A 16,055-nucleotide genomic window follows, 5' to 3' on the forward strand; every position below is an offset into this window, starting at 1 on the left:
TTCTTTGACTCACTTATCTTTGACCGCCGAGCTCGGACCGGCCGCCACGGCGCGTATATCCGATCTCAATCCCCCGCCTTCCTGCCATAGACGATATGCTCGAGCATCATGACCGCTACGATGCCCATCACGAACCCGTTGGTGACGAGGGGGCGAACAGTTGCCGGGAATCCCGCGGCGACCGAATCGGGAAGGAACGATACCATGGTCCCGAGGAGAAGCGGGACCCCGACGATCAGACCCTCGTCGAACGTTCTCACCGCACTGTTCTGCTGCCCCAGCATGAGCCCTGCCGATATCTGCGCGGCCATGACGAAGGCGAGGACCACGCCGATGACCGGTCCGGGGATGCTGCTCAAGTAGCCGATGACGAGGGGAGACGTGGCCATGAGCGCAAGTGCCACACCTGTGGGGACCAGGGCGAACCGGGATGCGCACCTCATGGCGGCTATGACGCCCGGGCTCAGCGAGAAGTTGACCGGACCGATCACTCCAGTGAGGCCGGCCAGAGCATTGCCCAGGCCGGTGACGGTCACTCCGCGATCCACGCGTTCGCCCATGTTATCCGCCGCAAGAAGGCCGCCTACCGACCGAATGGACCCCAGATCATTGATGGCTAGCGCAATGAAGCATATTATGAACGACGCAAGGACCCCAATATCGGGCATGGCGAGCGGGCCGAGAAGGGCTTCGGGAAGCGCGAGAAGCGCTGTATCTTCTTGCGGTAGGGGAACCGCACCGAAGAGAGCGATATATGCCAGGCTGCCGATGATGATCGCCCATAACGCCAGGGTCGATTTCCATATCCCTTTCAGGAACCCGTTCGCGATGAAGAGGGCCATGGTGAAAGTTATGGCAAAGAGAAATGTATGCGTTGACGGAACCGTGCCGCCGCCGTCGATGATGAGATCAAGTATCACCGGGGCCAGGGTGAATGCGATCAAGATCAGCACGACCGTGATGACTCGGGGCGTGAAGAGGCGTTCGAGATGCTTGAAGAGGCCTGCTGCCGCAACCCCTGCCAGGATTAGCCCGCCGACAAGCAATGATGAGTTGATCGCGCCGAACCCCGCATCAAGGCTCGCCAGTATGCCGATCAAGAGCACCGTCGCCGGACCGACCACCAGAGGGAGCTTATGGCCCAGATATACTTGGACAAGAAGGACCAAAGCGGTGATGAGGAAGAGCTTTTGAAGATAGGGGATCGCTGGACCTCCATAGAGGTCGGCGACCACTTTGCCGATGATCAGGATGGCGGGCACGCTCACAGCCAGCCACTGCAAGCTGAAAATGAGCAGAGCCGTTGGTTTCGGCCGATCGTCGATGCCATAGTTCAGCTTCATCATGCTCATTCCTTCCAGATCATTGGCCAGAGCGCAAGTTGAGAGAGCGCTTCAGAACATATCTAATTGGCTTTGGTGCAAAGCTTATCTGGTGGGTCCATAGATATGATCATCTTTATTATCCATCTTATTGCCAACTATCTCTATCTCTCAATTGAGGGGCCCGTAGCTTAGCCTGGCTGGAGCGCCCGGCTGATAACCGGGAGGTCAAGAGTCCAAATCTCTTCGGGCCCACTATAACCGCATATTTTTCAGAGTTCTGACATTGGATTTTCAACGTTACATGATATTAGAACCCAGCCAAGCATGGAAAGGTTTAAAATAGATATGACTATTCCCACACTCACAGGGGCCCGTAGCTTAGCCTGGCTGGAGCGCCCGGCTGATAACCGGGAGGTCAAGAGTCCAAATCTCTTCGGGCCCACTATCACTGTCCAGTCACCCGCGCCGGCAGAAAACGGTCTGTCGGCCCTTATAAATCTATTCTCGGTTGGGCGCTGAGGTCAGAAACACTGTTCATGTAGCATTGAATGTGCTGGGGCCCCTAGACCATGGCTGATCTGAATATATATCCCATGCAGCAGAGAGTTTACCATCATTGAATTCTCATTTCTTACAAGCTATTAAGTTCTCTCAATAATTATCGTTGTCGGGGTCATATGGCAGCGATAAAGCAGCAAATGGTAGAGCGATCACAGCTGAAGAAATATCAGACGATCATGCTGGCGGCCAGGGAGGAGAACCTGAACGAGGCGGACATGGTGCTCCGTTTGGTTAAGATGCTCGAGGACGTGTTCGGCTACGATGCCTTCAAGGAGGTTAGCCGAGAGGCCCAGCTCCGCGACAAGTACGTCGACCTCATGATTAAGATCGACAACGTGCCTCGGCTGCTCATCGAAGTGAAGGCCCCGACGGTGGCGTTGCGCGATCGGCAGATCGAGCAAGCGCAGTCCTACGCTTCCAGGAATAACTATCAGTGGGTCCTGCTGACCAACGGCGTGGAGTGGGTCTTATATCACCTCACCTTCGGCGAGGGAATCGAGTACGAGCGCGCCTTCCAGGTGGACCTGGCCACGGAAGATCTCGCCAAGGCCACCACCACACTGAACGTATTGCATCGCAAGGTCCTGGGGCGCGGAGGCCTCGACGAGTTCTGGGAATGCCAGGTGGCGCTCAGCCCGATATCGATCTCCAAGGCCCTATTCCACGAGGATGTGCTCAATGCGGTCCGGAGGAACGTCAAGAAAGAGACCGGCCGGTACATGGACATCGAGGACCTCGCTGGCGCCATCCGCGGCATGTTCTCGCAGGAGGCGCGTGAGCTCATCGGACCGATGAAAATCAGAAAGGATGCCAAGGTCAAGAAGGCTGTTCCCTTGCCAGTTGCGGGGACCTGCGCGCCGATAAATGCTGTGTCGGAGGCTTCTGTGAATCCCACTCCGAAGGAGCCTTCAGGGCTGACGCCGTGAGGGCACTCCCGTCGTCTGCCTGGCGAACGCCCCAGATTCATTGAGCAAGGCGACCTTATTAAGACTAGAAATGGCCGTTATAGCTGCTGGCTCGCCATACTCATTCAAATCGAGAAATCCAAAGAGAGGGAAGGGCGAACGACAGATGCGAAAGAGTGAACTCACCTTTGACCCCCCGGTTCCCAGAGAGGTATCGCCGCAGCGGGATATGATGAGGGAGATGTCCTGCTAACCCCGCTCTGAAGGCACCGAGCTCGATCTCGTCCTCATCAGCCTTTGACGATAGTCTGAAGGCCTCGACGAGGGATGTTCAGAGAATTGATAATAACACTCGGTCCCGAAAAAGCACTGGCTTCAGTATTTTCCCCCGAAGCGTGAGATCTGATAATGACGGCGGGTCCTCCGGCGCGATCAGTCTCTATCATTATACTTCGATAGATCGTCGGCGAGATCGTAGGCGCTCTCGTTGAGCACATGCCGGAGGTGGACGAGCATCTCCAACATGGTCCCCCTGGGCCTGACGAACAGGAAATCCGCCCCGTCGATGGTCACCGGAGCAGCCGTCACTTCGCCCTTCAGTTGGGTCAGGACCTCCTGGCGATGCGCCGTTTCCACATCCATGAAGCTGAATCCCTTCGCGGTGATGTCGATGTTCCCGACCGGCTCACCATTCTTGATCAACCTATACCACGTCACAACTTCCCCTGCTGCTCTCAAGGCCAAATATAAATATTTATTCTTTTGTTCATAAATATCAACAATCGATACGAAATCCAATGATGGCCAGGCCCACGTTTTATAAGCATGGAATATATCGAAAGCCGTCAGAGCCCCACTAGGGGGAGGCGGCACGAGAACGTACATGCGGGGCATGCGCGGTAGGCATCAAGAGGCCGTCCCCCCTTGAAGTTTTTAATTGAACTCCCTTATCTATAGATTTTGCTGCTCGAAATAGGCATATGATATCTCAGATAAACTCGATATCGAATAGGAAATAGAAAAATCGTAGAAGGAGGCTCAGGCCGGCACTGAGACCTGGGCGGCGAACGCCTCCACTTTCTTCTCCCAGTCCTGCTCCAGCGGCCCTTGGATGCCCAGCAGGTATACGGTCCCCTCGGCGACCTTCTTCAGGCCCTTCTCCTGCAAGATCTCGTCCATGACCGGCCTCACCTTCTGCCACTTGCCCCTTTCCTCCTCGGAAGGCATCTCCCCGGTCTTCTTGTTGGGCTGGGGCGCCATCTCGGTGGTCAGGAGGGCGTAGCGGGCTCCGGACGGCAGCTGAAGGCCCTTGAGGAACTTGCGCATGGACCCGATAGGCTTGCCGATGCGGCCCGGCGAGCTGAACACGTACAGGTCCGCCTCCGGCAGCTCGGCCGGGCGCGCGTCCTTGACATGGTGGACGTTCACGTCGACCCCCCGGGTGGACATCAGCTTTTTGAACTCCTCGGCCACCTTGGCCCCGTTGCCGTACTTGGACGCGTGATAGTATTCGATTTTCATGTGATATCGAAGATACATTCATCGACGCCCCTATAAGCTGAGCGGTGCTCGTGCCCCCCGCTCGGACTCAGAGCAAAATAAGCGCGGCCAGGAAAAGGTGGGCTATGGCGAAGAGGGGCACTGCCTGGAACTTGAGGACGCGGGTCTTGTGCCTGAACAGCTTCATCCCGGCGTAGGCCCCGAAGGGGCCCAGCACGGCGTACAGGAGGAGCGTTCTTTCGGGGGTCCTCCGCCTCTTCATGATCGCGCTGCGCTTATCCACCCAGAACTGCACGAACGCCAGCAGGTTCAGCGCCAGAAAACCCACCAGGACGATGGCGATGGTGGTCTCGTCCCCGGTAAAAAAGGTGTCCTTGATGGTGCCTATTGGCAACATGAGCGACGGACCCCCTAGAGGTATTTAGCCCTTGCCGACCGAGCGTGGCCCTTGAGGCGCCCATTGTCCGCCTGAGGCAGGCGTCGCGCCCTCATTCCAGACGGAGCCCTGGACCGATGTGCTGCTGCAACGCTCCCGCGGACCGGCCGCATGCGGCCGGAAGGACCTGGATGCGCTTGAGCCTGTACAAAGATGCAGCGAAGGGGCCATTATTAGCACAATCGTATCATGTTTCCGCTCCCAGAGTGGCATCCTTCTAGCGTGCCGCGCAATATTTTCACTAGTGTTTTTATACGATTGTGTCATTGTACCGATTAGTGTAAAGCGAGATGCCACCTCGCTCGTTCACATGCTCTAAAGTGGGCAGCGGACCGATAGGTCCTGACAGTGATGATGAGACGACAAACAGGTTCCCCCAGCGGCCTGGGTCATCTCCTCTCGATTTTCTGGAAACTGCCCATCTGACACCAGGCATGGACCGGCCAGGGACGCAACGAGCCTGCCCACGTAGGAGACTATTAAATGAACATCTGCAGCAACATGGACAGGGGTAAGAGATGAGCGAGGTTCGGGTCATCATCGACATGGCCATTCTGCTGATAATTTCTGGCATTTTCGCCGTCATCTTCGCCAAGATCAAGATGCCTCCGATCCTGGGATACATCTGCGCGGGCATCATCATTGGCCCGACCATGTTCCCGGACCTGTGGGTGGAGGGGGAGACCGTATCCATCCTATCCAGCCTGGGCATAGTCCTGCTGCTGTTCTACATCGGCCTGGAGACCGACCTTTCCAAGCTTAAGAGCACCGGGATGAAGATCCTGATCATCGTCCTGGTGCAAATGCCGTTCATGGTAGCCATAGGCTACGTCCTCGGGATCCTCTTGGGCATGAACTTCGTCCAGTCCATATTCCTGGGCGCCATCATCTCGGGCACATCCACCGCCGTCGTCACTGGCATTCTCAAAACCGCCAAGCACATCGACGCGGAAATGGCCAAGCTTATCATCACCATCACCATCTTCGAGGACGTGGGGCAGGTGCTCATCCTGACCATGGCCGCGCCCCTTCTGGCCGGCGACACCCCCGCTCTCGGCTCGACCCTGTATATGGTCATGGGCCTGATCCTGTTCGTGGGCATGACGGTGGTCTTCGGCATGACCCTGGTGCCCCGGCTCATCAACTTCGTGGGGAAGAGGTTCTCCCCCGAGATCCTTCTCATTGTCGCGGTGGGGCTATGCTTCCTCATGGCCGCGATCTCCTCCGTGATCGGCCTGGACTTCGCCATCGGCGCCTTCTTCATGGGCGTGATGATCGCCATGTCGCGGTTCGGCCACAAGATCATGAAGACGGTCGAGCCGGTCAAAGAACTGTTCATGGCGGTTTTCTTCGTCTCCATCGGGCTGCAGGTCAGCCCCGTTCTCATCTATGAGAACATCTGGCTTGCCGTCATCATCGCAGTGGTATTCATCGTCAGCAAGATCGTGTCGATCTTCATCGGCTGCTACCTGGTCAATATGTCCGCCCGGGACAGCCTGACCGTCGCCACAAGCCTTCTGGCCATGGGTGAGTTCGCCTTCATCATCGCCGCGGCCGCTCTGGGTGCCGGGGTGGTGTCGCAGGGCTTCTACGCCGCGGTCATCGGCGGCGCGCTGATCTCGATGTTCGTCATGCCACTCATCACGAAGATACAGCCAAAGCTGTTCGATTGGACCGTCAAGCTCATCCCGAACCGCCTGCTGTGCTCCCTGAGGAGCATCGACGATATACGGTCTACGGCGTCCAGCGGCTGGTCCAAGGGGTCGCCGTCCAGCGCCAAGATCAAGAACTCCATATTCCTCATCGTTGTGGACGCCGTCGTCCTCATCGCGGTGATGTTGTTCTTCAACCTGGCCGAGGAACAGACCCAGCAGCTCCAATCCGTCATGATGCAGTGGAACCTGCCCGGGGACGTGCTGCTGCTGGCGCTCCTGATCATCGTCATCGCCCCGGTGGTCGTCAATATGTTCACCAACGCCAAGAAGATCGCTGAGCACCTTACCACCATGGTGATGGAGTCGCCGCGGAACCGGGCCAACAACCCCAACATCATCTACCGCGTGTTCGTGAACCTGATCTACGCGGCCATGGTGATGGTCGTGCTGCTGCTCATCATCCCACTGATGCCCAACCTGCTGCTGATAGGGCCGCTGGGGCTGGCCGTGGCCCTGATCTGCGGCGCGGTCATCCTGATGCTGGCGTGGGACACCCTGAGGAGGGTGTACGCGCGCTTCTGCGCCATGGTGACCAACCGGCCGGACAACGGCGAGGAGCACGAGTGATTCAGTCGACCGGCTCGAACTCGCTCTTGGACGCGCCGCACATGGGGCAGGTCCAGTCGTCCGGCAGGTCCTCGAACGCCGTTCCCGGGGGTATCCCCGAGAGGTCGTCCCCCACCGCGGGGTCGTAGACGTACCCGCACACCACGCAGCGGTACTTCTTCACTGCCCCACCCCCTTATTGGGGAAGCTCTTCTCAGCCGCCTCCACCACTTCCGTATAATGCTCATGGACCATCCTGCGGTCGAACTCCTCGAACTCCTTTAGCATTAGTGCGCTCTCCTCCTTTGACAGATATTTCATGGCGCGGGGGAAGAAGACCTCATCCTCCAGCTTGATGTGCGCCGCGTACAGCGACACGATGCGCCGGAGCACGTCCGATGCCTTGAGCGCCGCCGGCGGGTCGCCCCCCGAGTATTCGGCCACCGCCTCCCTCAGCTCCGCCACCATCTCCCTGGAGCGGCGGTGGTCCTCCGTCAGCTTCGCCATGGTCCCCTGGTCCTCGGAACTGAGACCCTTGCCCTCCAGTTTCCTGAACAGGATGTTCTCCTCCTTGCCGTGGTGGCAGCGGTCGGCGTAGGAGGACATGAAGTCGATGGCTTGGCCGGCCAGTACGGTATCCACGATGCTGAACGCCTCGATCCGCTCTCTCTCGCGGTCCAATACCGAGATCATCCTCTCTATCAAGCGGTGCTCGATCATGAGTGGGCCTGCCGGCAACATAGCTCAGCAATTGCACGAGGAAGATAAAAAGGATGCCGCGGGCCGTCACCGGCCGAACCGCGCCATCGCTTCCCCGTACTGCCGGACGCGGCCCTCCATCGCTGCCATTAACATCTCCTTGGTAGCTCCGGGCTCCAGCTCCAGCGGCCCCTCCAGGCCGTACACCTTGAGATAGTAGCGATGCGGCTTGCCGCTGGGCGGACAGGGGCCCTGATACCCCGTCCTTCGCCCGGTGGTGATACCCTGGGACGCCCCCTCCAGCTCGGGAGGCTGCTCTACCTTGGATACATCTCCGGGGATCTCGTCCGCCGCCTTCACGTTCCACAACAGCCAGTGCGTGTAAGTCCCTCCGGGGGCGTCGGCGTCGTCCAGTATCAAGGCTATGTAAGGGGCCCGGAGCCCCCCGACGGCGATGCGCGGGGAGATGTCCTCCCCCTCGCAGGTGCATTCCCGGGGAAAGGCATCGAACCCCAACCCCACCTGGATCTCTTCCATCTTGCTTCTCATGATATCCCTCCTAGCGGGCCCTCATGGCCGGCATCGGTCGCTCGTAAGTGATGAAGGCCTCCCCGTACTGGAGTATGTGGCCCTCCAGGGCCCGCTCCAGGTCCCTGCCGGTGGAGCCGCCGTCCAGCTCCAGCGCTTCGTTGAGCCCGTACACTCTGAAGCGGTAGCGGCGGCGGGCGCCCTTGGGTGGACAGGGGGCGGTGTAGCCGATGTCGCCGAAGGAGTTGCGGCCCTGCCGGCCCCGCACGGGCCGCTCTATCTCCTCCTTCTTGGGCAGGTTCCGCGGGATCGCCTCGGTCTTCTCCACGTTCCACAGCAGCCAGTGCACGAAAGATCCCTGGGATGCATCCACGTCGTCCATGACCACGGCCAGGAACGGCGCTCTCAGGTTCCCCACCACGATCTGGGGCGAGTACTGCGTCCCTTCGCAGACTTCATCGTGCTTCAGCTCCCCGCTCTCCACCGAGACCTCCAGGCCCTTCTGCCGGGGCATATGCGCGACCTCTTCCTCGATCCTCTTCAACAGCAGACCTCCAAAAGAACGACCTCGTTCTCCCCTTCCCAACGCTGGGTATAAATGAGTTTTGGGAGGTCAGCGCACCGGGCTTTCCAGTAGGCGGAACCCCGGCCCTGACGGGTCGATCTCGGCCTTGATGTTGTAAGGCAGGAGGAACTGCGGGTCGGTGTGCCCGAAGTCCAGGTCCATGAGGACGGGGAGATCGGGCCTCCCAAATTCCTGTGCCACCACCGCCTTGGCGTTCTCGGCCAGGTGGCGCTTCTCGTTGCGGCTGTAGTCGCGCGGCCGCCCCATGATCAGGCCCGCGAGGTGCTCGAACGCTCCCTGCATGCCGTAGTTGCGGAGCATGCACTTCACCGCCCCCGGGGTGGGCTTCTCTTCAGAGGTCTCGAGGAACAGTATGCGGCCCTTCCAGAAAGCCTTGGGCGGGAAGAACTCGGTGCCCTTCATCATCTCCAGCACCTCCAGGCAGCCGCCGAACAGCCTGCCCCGGACCGCGCCGTCGCCCTGAAGTACCTTCCACCCGCGGTGGCGCTTCTTCCTGGACACATGGCCCGCCAGGGCGTCATTGGACCAGTCGGGGTACCCCTCGCTGAAGGCAGGGAAGGGCGAGTACTCGTACGTTCGGGGAGCGCCGAACAGCACCGCCCCGATATGCTCCCTCTGCCGAGGATACTTCTCCATCTGGGACAGGCCCGCCATCACTGAGGGGCCGTAGAACGTCACCAGGCCCGCCATGGCGAGGTATGCGAGAAGAGCGGTGTTATCGGAGAAGCCCATCAGCACTTTGGGGTGCCGGACCAGCTCCCTGGCCTCCAGGAAGGGCAGTAGCCGGATGGAGTCGTCCCCTCCGATGGAGCACACGATCCCGTCGACCTCGGGGTCGAGAAAGGCGTCCCGCAGGTCCCGGGCCCGGGCCTCCGGGTGCTCGTACAGATATCTCTGCGGAGCCCTCGTCGAGGCCATCTCCTTGATCTCGAGACCGAGAGAGCGCAGCGCCGACAGGCCGCGCTCGTACACCTTGGGGAACTCGTGGGGGCCTCCCCAGGAAGGGGATATGACGGCCACCGTGCCGCCCTCTTTCAGCCGCGGCGGCCTTATCGGCGGGACCATCTCAGGACAGGTCCTTGGCCTCGAGGAGGTCGCCGCCCTTGGCCAGGAGCGCCTTGATGGCGTCCTCGACCTGGTCGACGCGGAGCACCAGCACGGCGGCGCCCTTGCCGGAGTACGCATAGGCGTATTCGATGTTGATGTTCGCTTCCCCCAGCAGAGTGGCCACCGCCCTCAGTCCGCCGGGGCGGTCCCTCATGCGCACGGCAATGACATCGGTGAACTGGACGGCATAGCCAAGCTCGGTGAGCTTCTTGTGGGCCCTCTGGGGGTCGTCGACCAGCGCCCTGACCACCCCGAAGCCGCTGGCCTCGGCGATGGAGAACGCCTTGATGTCGACCTTTTCTTCTTCCAGCGCTTCCGCGATAGAAGCCAGCTTCCCCGGCCGGTTCTCCGCGAAGATCGATATCTGCTTTATGGTGTACGTCATCAGATCTGCCTCCGGTCGATGACCCTCTTGGCCTTTCCCTCGAAGCGTGTCAGGGTCCCCGGCCCCAGCAGCTCCACGTCAGCCGCCACGTTCAGCGAGTTTCTCAGCACGTGGCCGACCTTGCTCTTTAGCTTCAGGAGGTCATCCAGCTTGTCGGTGAACGCTTCCTTCTTCAGCTCCACGCGGACCAGCATGGTGTCCAGGGAGCCCTCCCGCTCCACCACGATCTGAAAGTGCTCCCCCAGCTCGGGCATGGTCATCAGCGCGTACTCTACCTGCGACGGGAACACGTTGATGCCGCGAATGATCAGCATGTCGTCGACCCTCCCGCTGATGCGGTCGATGCGGGTGTGGGAACGCCCGCACCCGCACTCTGAGTCATCATACGAGGTTATGTCCCCGATGCGGTAGCGGACCATGGGGAGCGCCTCCTTCTGCAGCATGGTCATGACCAACTCGCCCTTCTCACCGGGACCGAGCTGTTCCCCCGTCTCCGGGTCTATCACTTCTACATAGGCGAGGTCGTTCCATATGTGAATGCCGCTCTGCTCGGCGCACTCGGTGAATAACGGGCCCGACAGCTCGGAAGTTCCGTAAATGTCGTAGCACATGATGCCGGTAGCATCCTGGATGCGATGCCTCATCTTCTCCGACCACGGCTCGGCGCCCAGAATGGCCGTCCTGAGCCGGGTGTCCTTCTGGAAGTCCACCCCCATCTTCTCGGCCACCTCGGACATGTGCACCATGTACGACGGGGTGCAGCAGATGCCGGTGACCTTGAGGTCCTGTATCAGCTCGATCTGCCGCTCGGTGTTGCCGACCGAGGCGGGGACCACGGTCGCCCCGATCTTCTCCGCCCCGTAATGGAGGCCCAGGCCGCCGGTGAACAGCCCATATCCGTAACTGACCTGGATGGTGTCCTTCCGGCCCAGGCCGACGGAGGTGAGGGCCCTCGCCACCGATTCGGCCCAGTTGTCGAGGTCCTTCTGGGTGTACCCCACCACAGTAGGCTTTCCGGTGGTGCCGGAGGAGACGTGATAGCGGACCAGCTCGTCCTGGGGGCCCACGAACAGCTTGTCCGGGTAGTTGTCCCGGAGGTCCTTCTTGTACATGAACGGGAGCTTCGTGATGTCGGCGAGGGAGCGTATGTCGTCCGGGTGCACGTTGACCGCCTTCATGCGGGCGTGGTAGAAGTCGGAGAAGGAGTACAGCCTGTACACCATCGTCTTCAGCAGCTTGAACTGCATGGCTTCCAGTTCTGGCCTGGACATCTCCTCGATCCGGGGGTCCCAGTATCTCATCATGTCACCTATTGCGATATCGGACGAGAACAGCTTTCCAGATTAAAGCTTTGACCGCGGCGGCCGCCACGCAACGTTTATGGCCCATGGCCGGCCAACCACCGTTCATGACCGCCATGCATGAGGGCGCCACGGTGGAGGAGGCGAACAAAATGATGGTGCTCGGCCTGTTCAGGGCATTCGGGAAGGGCGACGTGAGCTGGATCAACGATTTCGTGAGCGATGACTACGTGCAGCACAGCATACTGGGGCCACCTCCCGGGAAGGAGGGGCTGAAGAAGTTCTTCGCCGTCCTCGGTACGGCGTTCCCGGACCTCCGGATCGACATCCAGGATATCACCGCGGAGGGGGACAAAGTCTTCCTCCGGGCCAGGGTCACCGGGACCTGGAACGGCGAATGGAACGGGAAGAGGCCCAACGGCAAGAGCTTCGATATCGTGGAGTTCGACGAGCTGAGGATCGAGGACGGCAAGATCGCGGAGCACTGGGACGCCTTGGACATCGTGACCATGATGAGGCAGCTGGAGATCCCGATCGATTGAGCCGGGGGCGGCCCCAGCACGTTATTAGTATGTGGGGCGCACCAGGGACTATCATGGCCGAAGCGAGAATGGAACATCCCGAGATGAACAAGATATTGGTCCAGAGGTTGTACGACGAATACCTCAACACCGGGGACCTGGACCATGTGGACGAGCTGATGGGCTTCGACTTCAGGCTACACGGCGAACGGGACCTGGAGGGTGGCATCGAGGGGGTGAAGGCGCTCATGGCGCCATGGTACTCGGCGTTCCCGGACCTTCGTCTGGAGGTCCTGGACATGATCGCGCAGGGCAACAAGGTGGGAGTGCGGGTGCGGGTGAGCGGCACACAGAGGGGGGAGTTCATGGGCCGCCCTCCCTCGGACAAGAGGATGGAGTTCATGGAGCTGGGCATGTTCAGGCTTGAAGGGGAGATGATCGTCGAGTACTGGGGCGTCGAGGATACCGCCGCCATGTACGGCCAGCTGGGCATGATGCCGCCCTGAGGGCCTTCCCGCCGGTCCCAGTTTTCTCCCTTCGTCGTTTCAGGACCAATACTATTTATATCGATGCTTCGAGAACAAATCACCGACGAGAAAGCTCGTCGGGGAAGTTCTAATGGTCCGGCAGGAGTACTCCAGAGGCATCGTTCAGGAGAGTCTTGACAGCTTTCTCATACGAGAGTTCTTCTACTGCACCGGGCACCCCATGATGATGTTCGAGCCCGAAGGGAGGTGCATCGTCGCCAACGCCGCGGCCTCCACCGCATTAAGGGAGCGGGCCTGCGTGGATAGCATCGCCGACTGGTCCGACATCACCGCGATAAGGGGCCAGGCCGATGTGCTGGACCGGGCGTTCCTGTCGGCGGTGGACAGGAAGGAGGCCAGGAAGGGCATGGCGGAGCTTCGCCCGGTGGACCGGCCCACCATGTTCATAGGGTTCGAACTGGAGCCCATATTCGATGACCGGGGGGACGTCGCGGCCATCGCCTTCAGCTTCAACGAGGTCACCGACATCATGCAGGCCAGGATGCTGAACGCCGTGCTCAGCGATATCAACGCCGAACTGGCCTCGGCCAGGTCCATCGACGAGGTCATGGACCGCGTCCTGACGGAAGCGCGCCGGGCGCTGGAGTCCGACGCGGCAGGGGCGTCGCTGAAGGAGGGGGATTGCTGGGTGATCCGCCACTCCGTGGGGGACCTGGCCGACAAGAAGGGCATGACCGTCACCGACCAGTGGCTCCGCGAGTCCCTGCCCGGCCTGTGGGAGGACGGCCTGGTGATGATGGAGACGGTGAACCTGTCCCAGATCGGCCGGAAGATGCAGGGCGAGCTGGGCCTGCGGTCCGTCGTGGCGATCCCCATGACCCTGCGGGGCGAGGTGGTGGGGGCCATGCTGTTCCCGTACCGCAGGAGGGGAGTGACGTTCACCGACGCTCAGAAGGACTTCGCGCTGAAGCTCGCCCACACCGTATCACTGGCGCTGGAAAACGCCAAGCTGCTGGAGGAGGAGAGGAGGGAGCGTGTGCGGCTGCAGGACATCATCGACAGGTCCCTGGCTGGCATCGTGGTGCTGAACGCCCACGACCACTCCGTGGTGCTGGCGAACGCGATGTTCAAGGAGCATATGGGGGAGGTGGCGGAAGGCGAGAGCATGGACAAGGCCGTCCAGAACATGGTCCCGGAATCCACGAAGGCCACGTTCCAGGAGGCCCTGGGTCGGGCCGTGCAGGAATGGCGGGCCGTCCGGAACGAGGAGGTGCCCGTACGCCTCTGTGATGGTACCATGAGCTACTGGACCTATATCATCGCGCCCATGAGCAGAGATGGGCAGCGAACGGTGCTGCTGGCGGCCAACGACGTCACCGGACAGGTCCTGGAGAAGGAACATATGAGGGAGCTGGCCAGGAAGGAGGAAGAGGAAAAGAGCCGCCTGAGGGCCATCCTGAACACCCTGCCGGTGGGAGTACTAATCGTGGATGCTGACGGGACCACGGCGGAGTACAACGCCATCCGGGACCGCATCTGGGGCCACGGCGCTACGCCTAAGAATATCGATGAACTGAGCAGCCACGAGGGCCGATGGGCCGACAATGGGATGAAGCTGAAGAAGAACGACTGGCCCATCGTAAGGGCGCTGAAGAAGAGGGAAACGGTATTGGGAGAGGTTATCGACATCCGGCGGGGCGGCGGCTCCATCGGCACGGTCATCGCCTCGGCGGCTCCGGTCATAGACGGCAAGGGCAAGATCATCGGGGCGGTGAGCGTGCTCCAGGACATCACCGCCCAGCGTAAATTGGAGCAGGAGGCGGTGCAGTCCAAGGACAAGATGGAGCTGTACCTGGACCTCCTGTCCCACGATGTCAACAACCTCAACGCCGCGGCCAAAGGGTACCTCGAGCTGGCCCTGGAGCGGGAGAAGCTGACGCTGAAGGCGAAGCAGTACGTGAGCAACAGCAACGATCTCCTGGACCAGGTGTCCAGGCTCATAGAGAACGTGCGCAAGATCCAGAGGCTGGAAACGGAGGCCCGGTCGCTGAGCCTCATCGATCTGTCCTGGATGCTGGAGGAGGTCCAGCACGAGTGGGAACAGGTGCCGTACAAGGAGGTAACCATCGAGTTCCAGCGCGAGGAGCGGAGGCTAGTGCTGGCTAATGAGATCCTCAAGGACGTCTTCGACAACCTGGTAGGGAACGCGGTCAAGCACTCCGGGAACGATGTATATATCCGCATAAAGTCGTCCACATACTACGAGGGCGGGAAGGAGTACCACCGGGTGGACGTGGAGGACAACGGCCCGGGGATACCGGACGACGCCAAGGAGAAGCTGTTCCAGCGGTTCGTCAAAGGAAAAGCAAGGGGGCACGGCCTGGGCCTGTACCTGGTGAAGAGGTTCGTGGAGGACTTCAACGGCCGGGTATGGATAGAGGACCGCATCCCGGGGAACTACAAGAAGGGGGCGCGCTTCGTGGTCCTCCTGCCGGTGGCGGGCATCGATAGCGGGCCCAGGGTGGTCGGTATCGAGTGAGTGGACGCGTCACCTGCCCAGGATGCTCCGTATCCAGCTCTCCACGGTGATCAGCCTGTCCCGCCCGATGAGGTCGACGAGGGCGTCGGAGGTCCCGCTCGCCCACCCGGTGGCCATCGCGGGCTGGAACGCCGAAGGGTCCCGTGCGATCTGCTCCGGGGTGAGCCCCAAACTTGCCAGGTAGTCCCTCATCCCCTCGGGAGTGACGTCCCTGTACTCGATGGGCTTCCCCGAGACCTTCGATATGGCCATGGCGACGTCCTCGTAGGAGTACGGCCGGGGGTACGTTATCTCGTAGGTCTTGTTCTTGTGCCCGTCAGAGGTGAGGACCGCCGCGGCGGCCTCGGCCATGTTGTCCCGGGCGGCGAAGTTCACTTTCTGTCCGCCCGCGGCGGCGAGGTACTTTCCGCTGCGGACCGCTCTTTCGACGTCGGGAGAGATTATCTGATAATCAATGTAGAACGCGTTCCTCATGATAGTGTACGGGATCCCTGAGGACCTGATGGCGAGCTCGGTGGCCAGATGCACGTTCTCCAGCCCCGAGGTCGACCTCTCCGGGTAGGCCAGCCCGGTGTACACGATATGCTTCACCCCGGCGTCGCGAGCGGCTTCTACTACCGTGGCATGCTGCTTGATGCGGTGGGTGTTGTCGGGTGACGAGGACGACACGAACAGCAGCTTGTCGGCCCCCCGGAAGGTCTCGTACGAGAACTTCGGGTCATCGTAGTCCCCTCTCCTCACGCTAATGCCCATATCTTTCAGCGGCTCTGCCTTGTCCAGGTTGCGCGCCACCGCGATGATGTCGCTGGGATGAACCCCACGTTCCAGCAGGTGCTTTGCGGCCTGCCCGCCCAGGTGACCGGTGGCGCCGAGAACGAATATGTTGCCCATGGTCCTCTCCATGATGGATTTG

At 60.5% G+C, this 16,055-nt stretch carries 17 protein-coding genes and 2 tRNA genes; 7 read left to right on the plus strand and 12 right to left on the minus strand.

What is annotated here, in order from left to right:
- Positions 1 to 65 precede the first annotated feature (65 nt).
- Positions 66 to 1,346 carry a uracil-xanthine permease family protein gene (locus WYS_RS04840; protein ID WP_201798848.1) on the minus strand — a complete coding sequence of 427 codons (1,281 nt, stop codon included), beginning with the start codon at positions 1,344 to 1,346 and terminating at the stop codon, positions 66 to 68.
- 156 nt (positions 1,347 to 1,502) lie between these two features.
- Between WYS_RS04840 and WYS_RS04845 the strand changes: the two genes are divergently transcribed.
- The 3 genes from WYS_RS04845 (at position 1,503) to WYS_RS04855 (ending at position 2,812) form a co-directional block, all read left to right on the plus strand.
- Positions 1,503 to 1,577: transfer RNA gene (locus WYS_RS04845), tRNA-Ile, on the plus strand.
- A gap of 115 nt (positions 1,578 to 1,692) precedes the next feature.
- Positions 1,693 to 1,767: transfer RNA gene (locus WYS_RS04850), tRNA-Ile, on the plus strand.
- Between the two features lie 256 nt (positions 1,768 to 2,023).
- Positions 2,024 to 2,812, plus strand: a complete 789-nt coding sequence (locus tag WYS_RS04855) for a type I restriction enzyme HsdR N-terminal domain-containing protein (RefSeq protein ID WP_026068817.1) — start codon at positions 2,024 to 2,026, stop codon at positions 2,810 to 2,812.
- 411 nt (positions 2,813 to 3,223) lie between these two features.
- On the opposite strand, the gene WYS_RS04860 is transcribed toward WYS_RS04855, so the two are convergent.
- From WYS_RS04860 to WYS_RS04870, 3 genes are all read right to left on the minus strand, one after another.
- Entirely contained in the window at positions 3,224 to 3,493 is a 270-nt protein-coding gene (locus WYS_RS04860; RefSeq protein ID WP_147654436.1) for a hypothetical protein, read from the minus strand.
- Positions 3,494 to 3,829: 336 nt separating this feature from the next.
- Positions 3,830 to 4,312 carry a flavodoxin family protein gene (locus tag WYS_RS04865; RefSeq protein WP_019177043.1) on the minus strand — a complete coding sequence of 161 codons (483 nt, stop codon included), beginning with the start codon at positions 4,310 to 4,312 and terminating at the stop codon, positions 3,830 to 3,832.
- Between the two features lie 67 nt (positions 4,313 to 4,379).
- On the minus strand, positions 4,380 to 4,688 hold the full coding sequence (locus WYS_RS04870; protein ID WP_019177044.1) for a DUF1294 domain-containing protein: 309 nt from the start codon (positions 4,686 to 4,688) through the stop codon (positions 4,380 to 4,382).
- Positions 4,689 to 5,245: 557 nt separating this feature from the next.
- Between WYS_RS04870 and WYS_RS04875 the strand changes: the two genes are divergently transcribed.
- A complete protein-coding gene (locus WYS_RS04875) occupies positions 5,246 to 7,009 on the plus strand; it encodes a cation:proton antiporter (RefSeq protein WP_019177045.1) in 1,764 nt (587 codons plus the stop codon).
- A 1-nt stretch (position 7,010) separates the two neighbouring features.
- Here the strand turns inward: WYS_RS04875 and rd are convergent, their stop codons facing one another.
- The 7 genes from rd to WYS_RS04910 form a co-directional block, all read right to left on the minus strand.
- Positions 7,011 to 7,172: a rubredoxin gene (gene rd / locus WYS_RS04880; RefSeq protein ID WP_019177046.1), complete on the minus strand. Its 162-nt coding sequence runs from the start codon at positions 7,170 to 7,172 to the stop codon at positions 7,011 to 7,013.
- Positions 7,169 to 7,708, minus strand: coding sequence for a hemerythrin domain-containing protein (locus WYS_RS04885; protein ID WP_019177047.1), 540 nt, complete (start codon positions 7,706 to 7,708; stop codon positions 7,169 to 7,171). Before WYS_RS04885 ends, rd begins: the two co-directional genes overlap by 4 nt.
- A gap of 66 nt (positions 7,709 to 7,774) precedes the next feature.
- On the minus strand, positions 7,775 to 8,236 hold the full coding sequence (locus WYS_RS04890; protein WP_019177048.1) for a YbhB/YbcL family Raf kinase inhibitor-like protein: 462 nt from the start codon (positions 8,234 to 8,236) through the stop codon (positions 7,775 to 7,777).
- A gap of 10 nt (positions 8,237 to 8,246) precedes the next feature.
- Positions 8,247 to 8,759 (minus strand): YbhB/YbcL family Raf kinase inhibitor-like protein, encoded by a 513-nt coding sequence (locus tag WYS_RS04895; protein ID WP_019177049.1) that lies wholly within the window; start codon positions 8,757 to 8,759, stop codon positions 8,247 to 8,249.
- Positions 8,760 to 8,828: 69 nt separating this feature from the next.
- Positions 8,829 to 9,821, minus strand: coding sequence for a S66 family peptidase (locus tag WYS_RS04900; RefSeq protein ID WP_162137699.1), 993 nt, complete (start codon positions 9,819 to 9,821; stop codon positions 8,829 to 8,831).
- A gap of 46 nt (positions 9,822 to 9,867) precedes the next feature.
- Positions 9,868 to 10,293, minus strand: coding sequence for an ACT domain-containing protein (locus WYS_RS04905; RefSeq protein ID WP_019177051.1), 426 nt, complete (start codon positions 10,291 to 10,293; stop codon positions 9,868 to 9,870).
- Positions 10,293 to 11,594 (minus strand): phenylacetate--CoA ligase family protein, encoded by a 1,302-nt coding sequence (locus tag WYS_RS04910; protein WP_026068821.1) that lies wholly within the window; start codon positions 11,592 to 11,594, stop codon positions 10,293 to 10,295. Before WYS_RS04910 ends, WYS_RS04905 begins: the two co-directional genes overlap by 1 nt.
- Before the next feature lie 107 nt (positions 11,595 to 11,701).
- On the opposite strand from WYS_RS04910, the gene WYS_RS14445 reads away from it, so the two are divergent.
- From WYS_RS14445 to WYS_RS14450, 3 genes are all read left to right on the plus strand, one after another.
- Positions 11,702 to 12,136, plus strand: a complete 435-nt coding sequence (locus WYS_RS14445) for an ester cyclase (RefSeq protein WP_019177053.1) — start codon at positions 11,702 to 11,704, stop codon at positions 12,134 to 12,136.
- 53 nt (positions 12,137 to 12,189) lie between these two features.
- The gene (locus tag WYS_RS04920; RefSeq protein WP_019177054.1) at positions 12,190 to 12,621 is read left to right on the plus strand and encodes an ester cyclase; all 432 of its coding nucleotides are present in this window, start codon (positions 12,190 to 12,192) and stop codon (positions 12,619 to 12,621) included.
- A 112-nt stretch (positions 12,622 to 12,733) separates the two neighbouring features.
- A complete protein-coding gene (locus WYS_RS14450; RefSeq protein ID WP_019177055.1) occupies positions 12,734 to 15,142 on the plus strand; it encodes a GAF domain-containing sensor histidine kinase in 2,409 nt (802 codons plus the stop codon).
- A 9-nt stretch (positions 15,143 to 15,151) separates the two neighbouring features.
- Here WYS_RS14450 and WYS_RS04930 read toward each other — a convergent pair whose 3' ends face one another.
- Entirely contained in the window at positions 15,152 to 16,045 is an 894-nt protein-coding gene (locus tag WYS_RS04930; RefSeq protein ID WP_019177056.1) for an SDR family oxidoreductase, read from the minus strand.
- Positions 16,046 to 16,055 lie beyond the last annotated feature (10 nt).

The organism is Methanomassiliicoccus luminyensis B10, assembly GCF_000308215.1.
GTDB classification, from domain to species: Archaea; Thermoplasmatota; Thermoplasmata; order Methanomassiliicoccales; family Methanomassiliicoccaceae; genus Methanomassiliicoccus; species Methanomassiliicoccus luminyensis.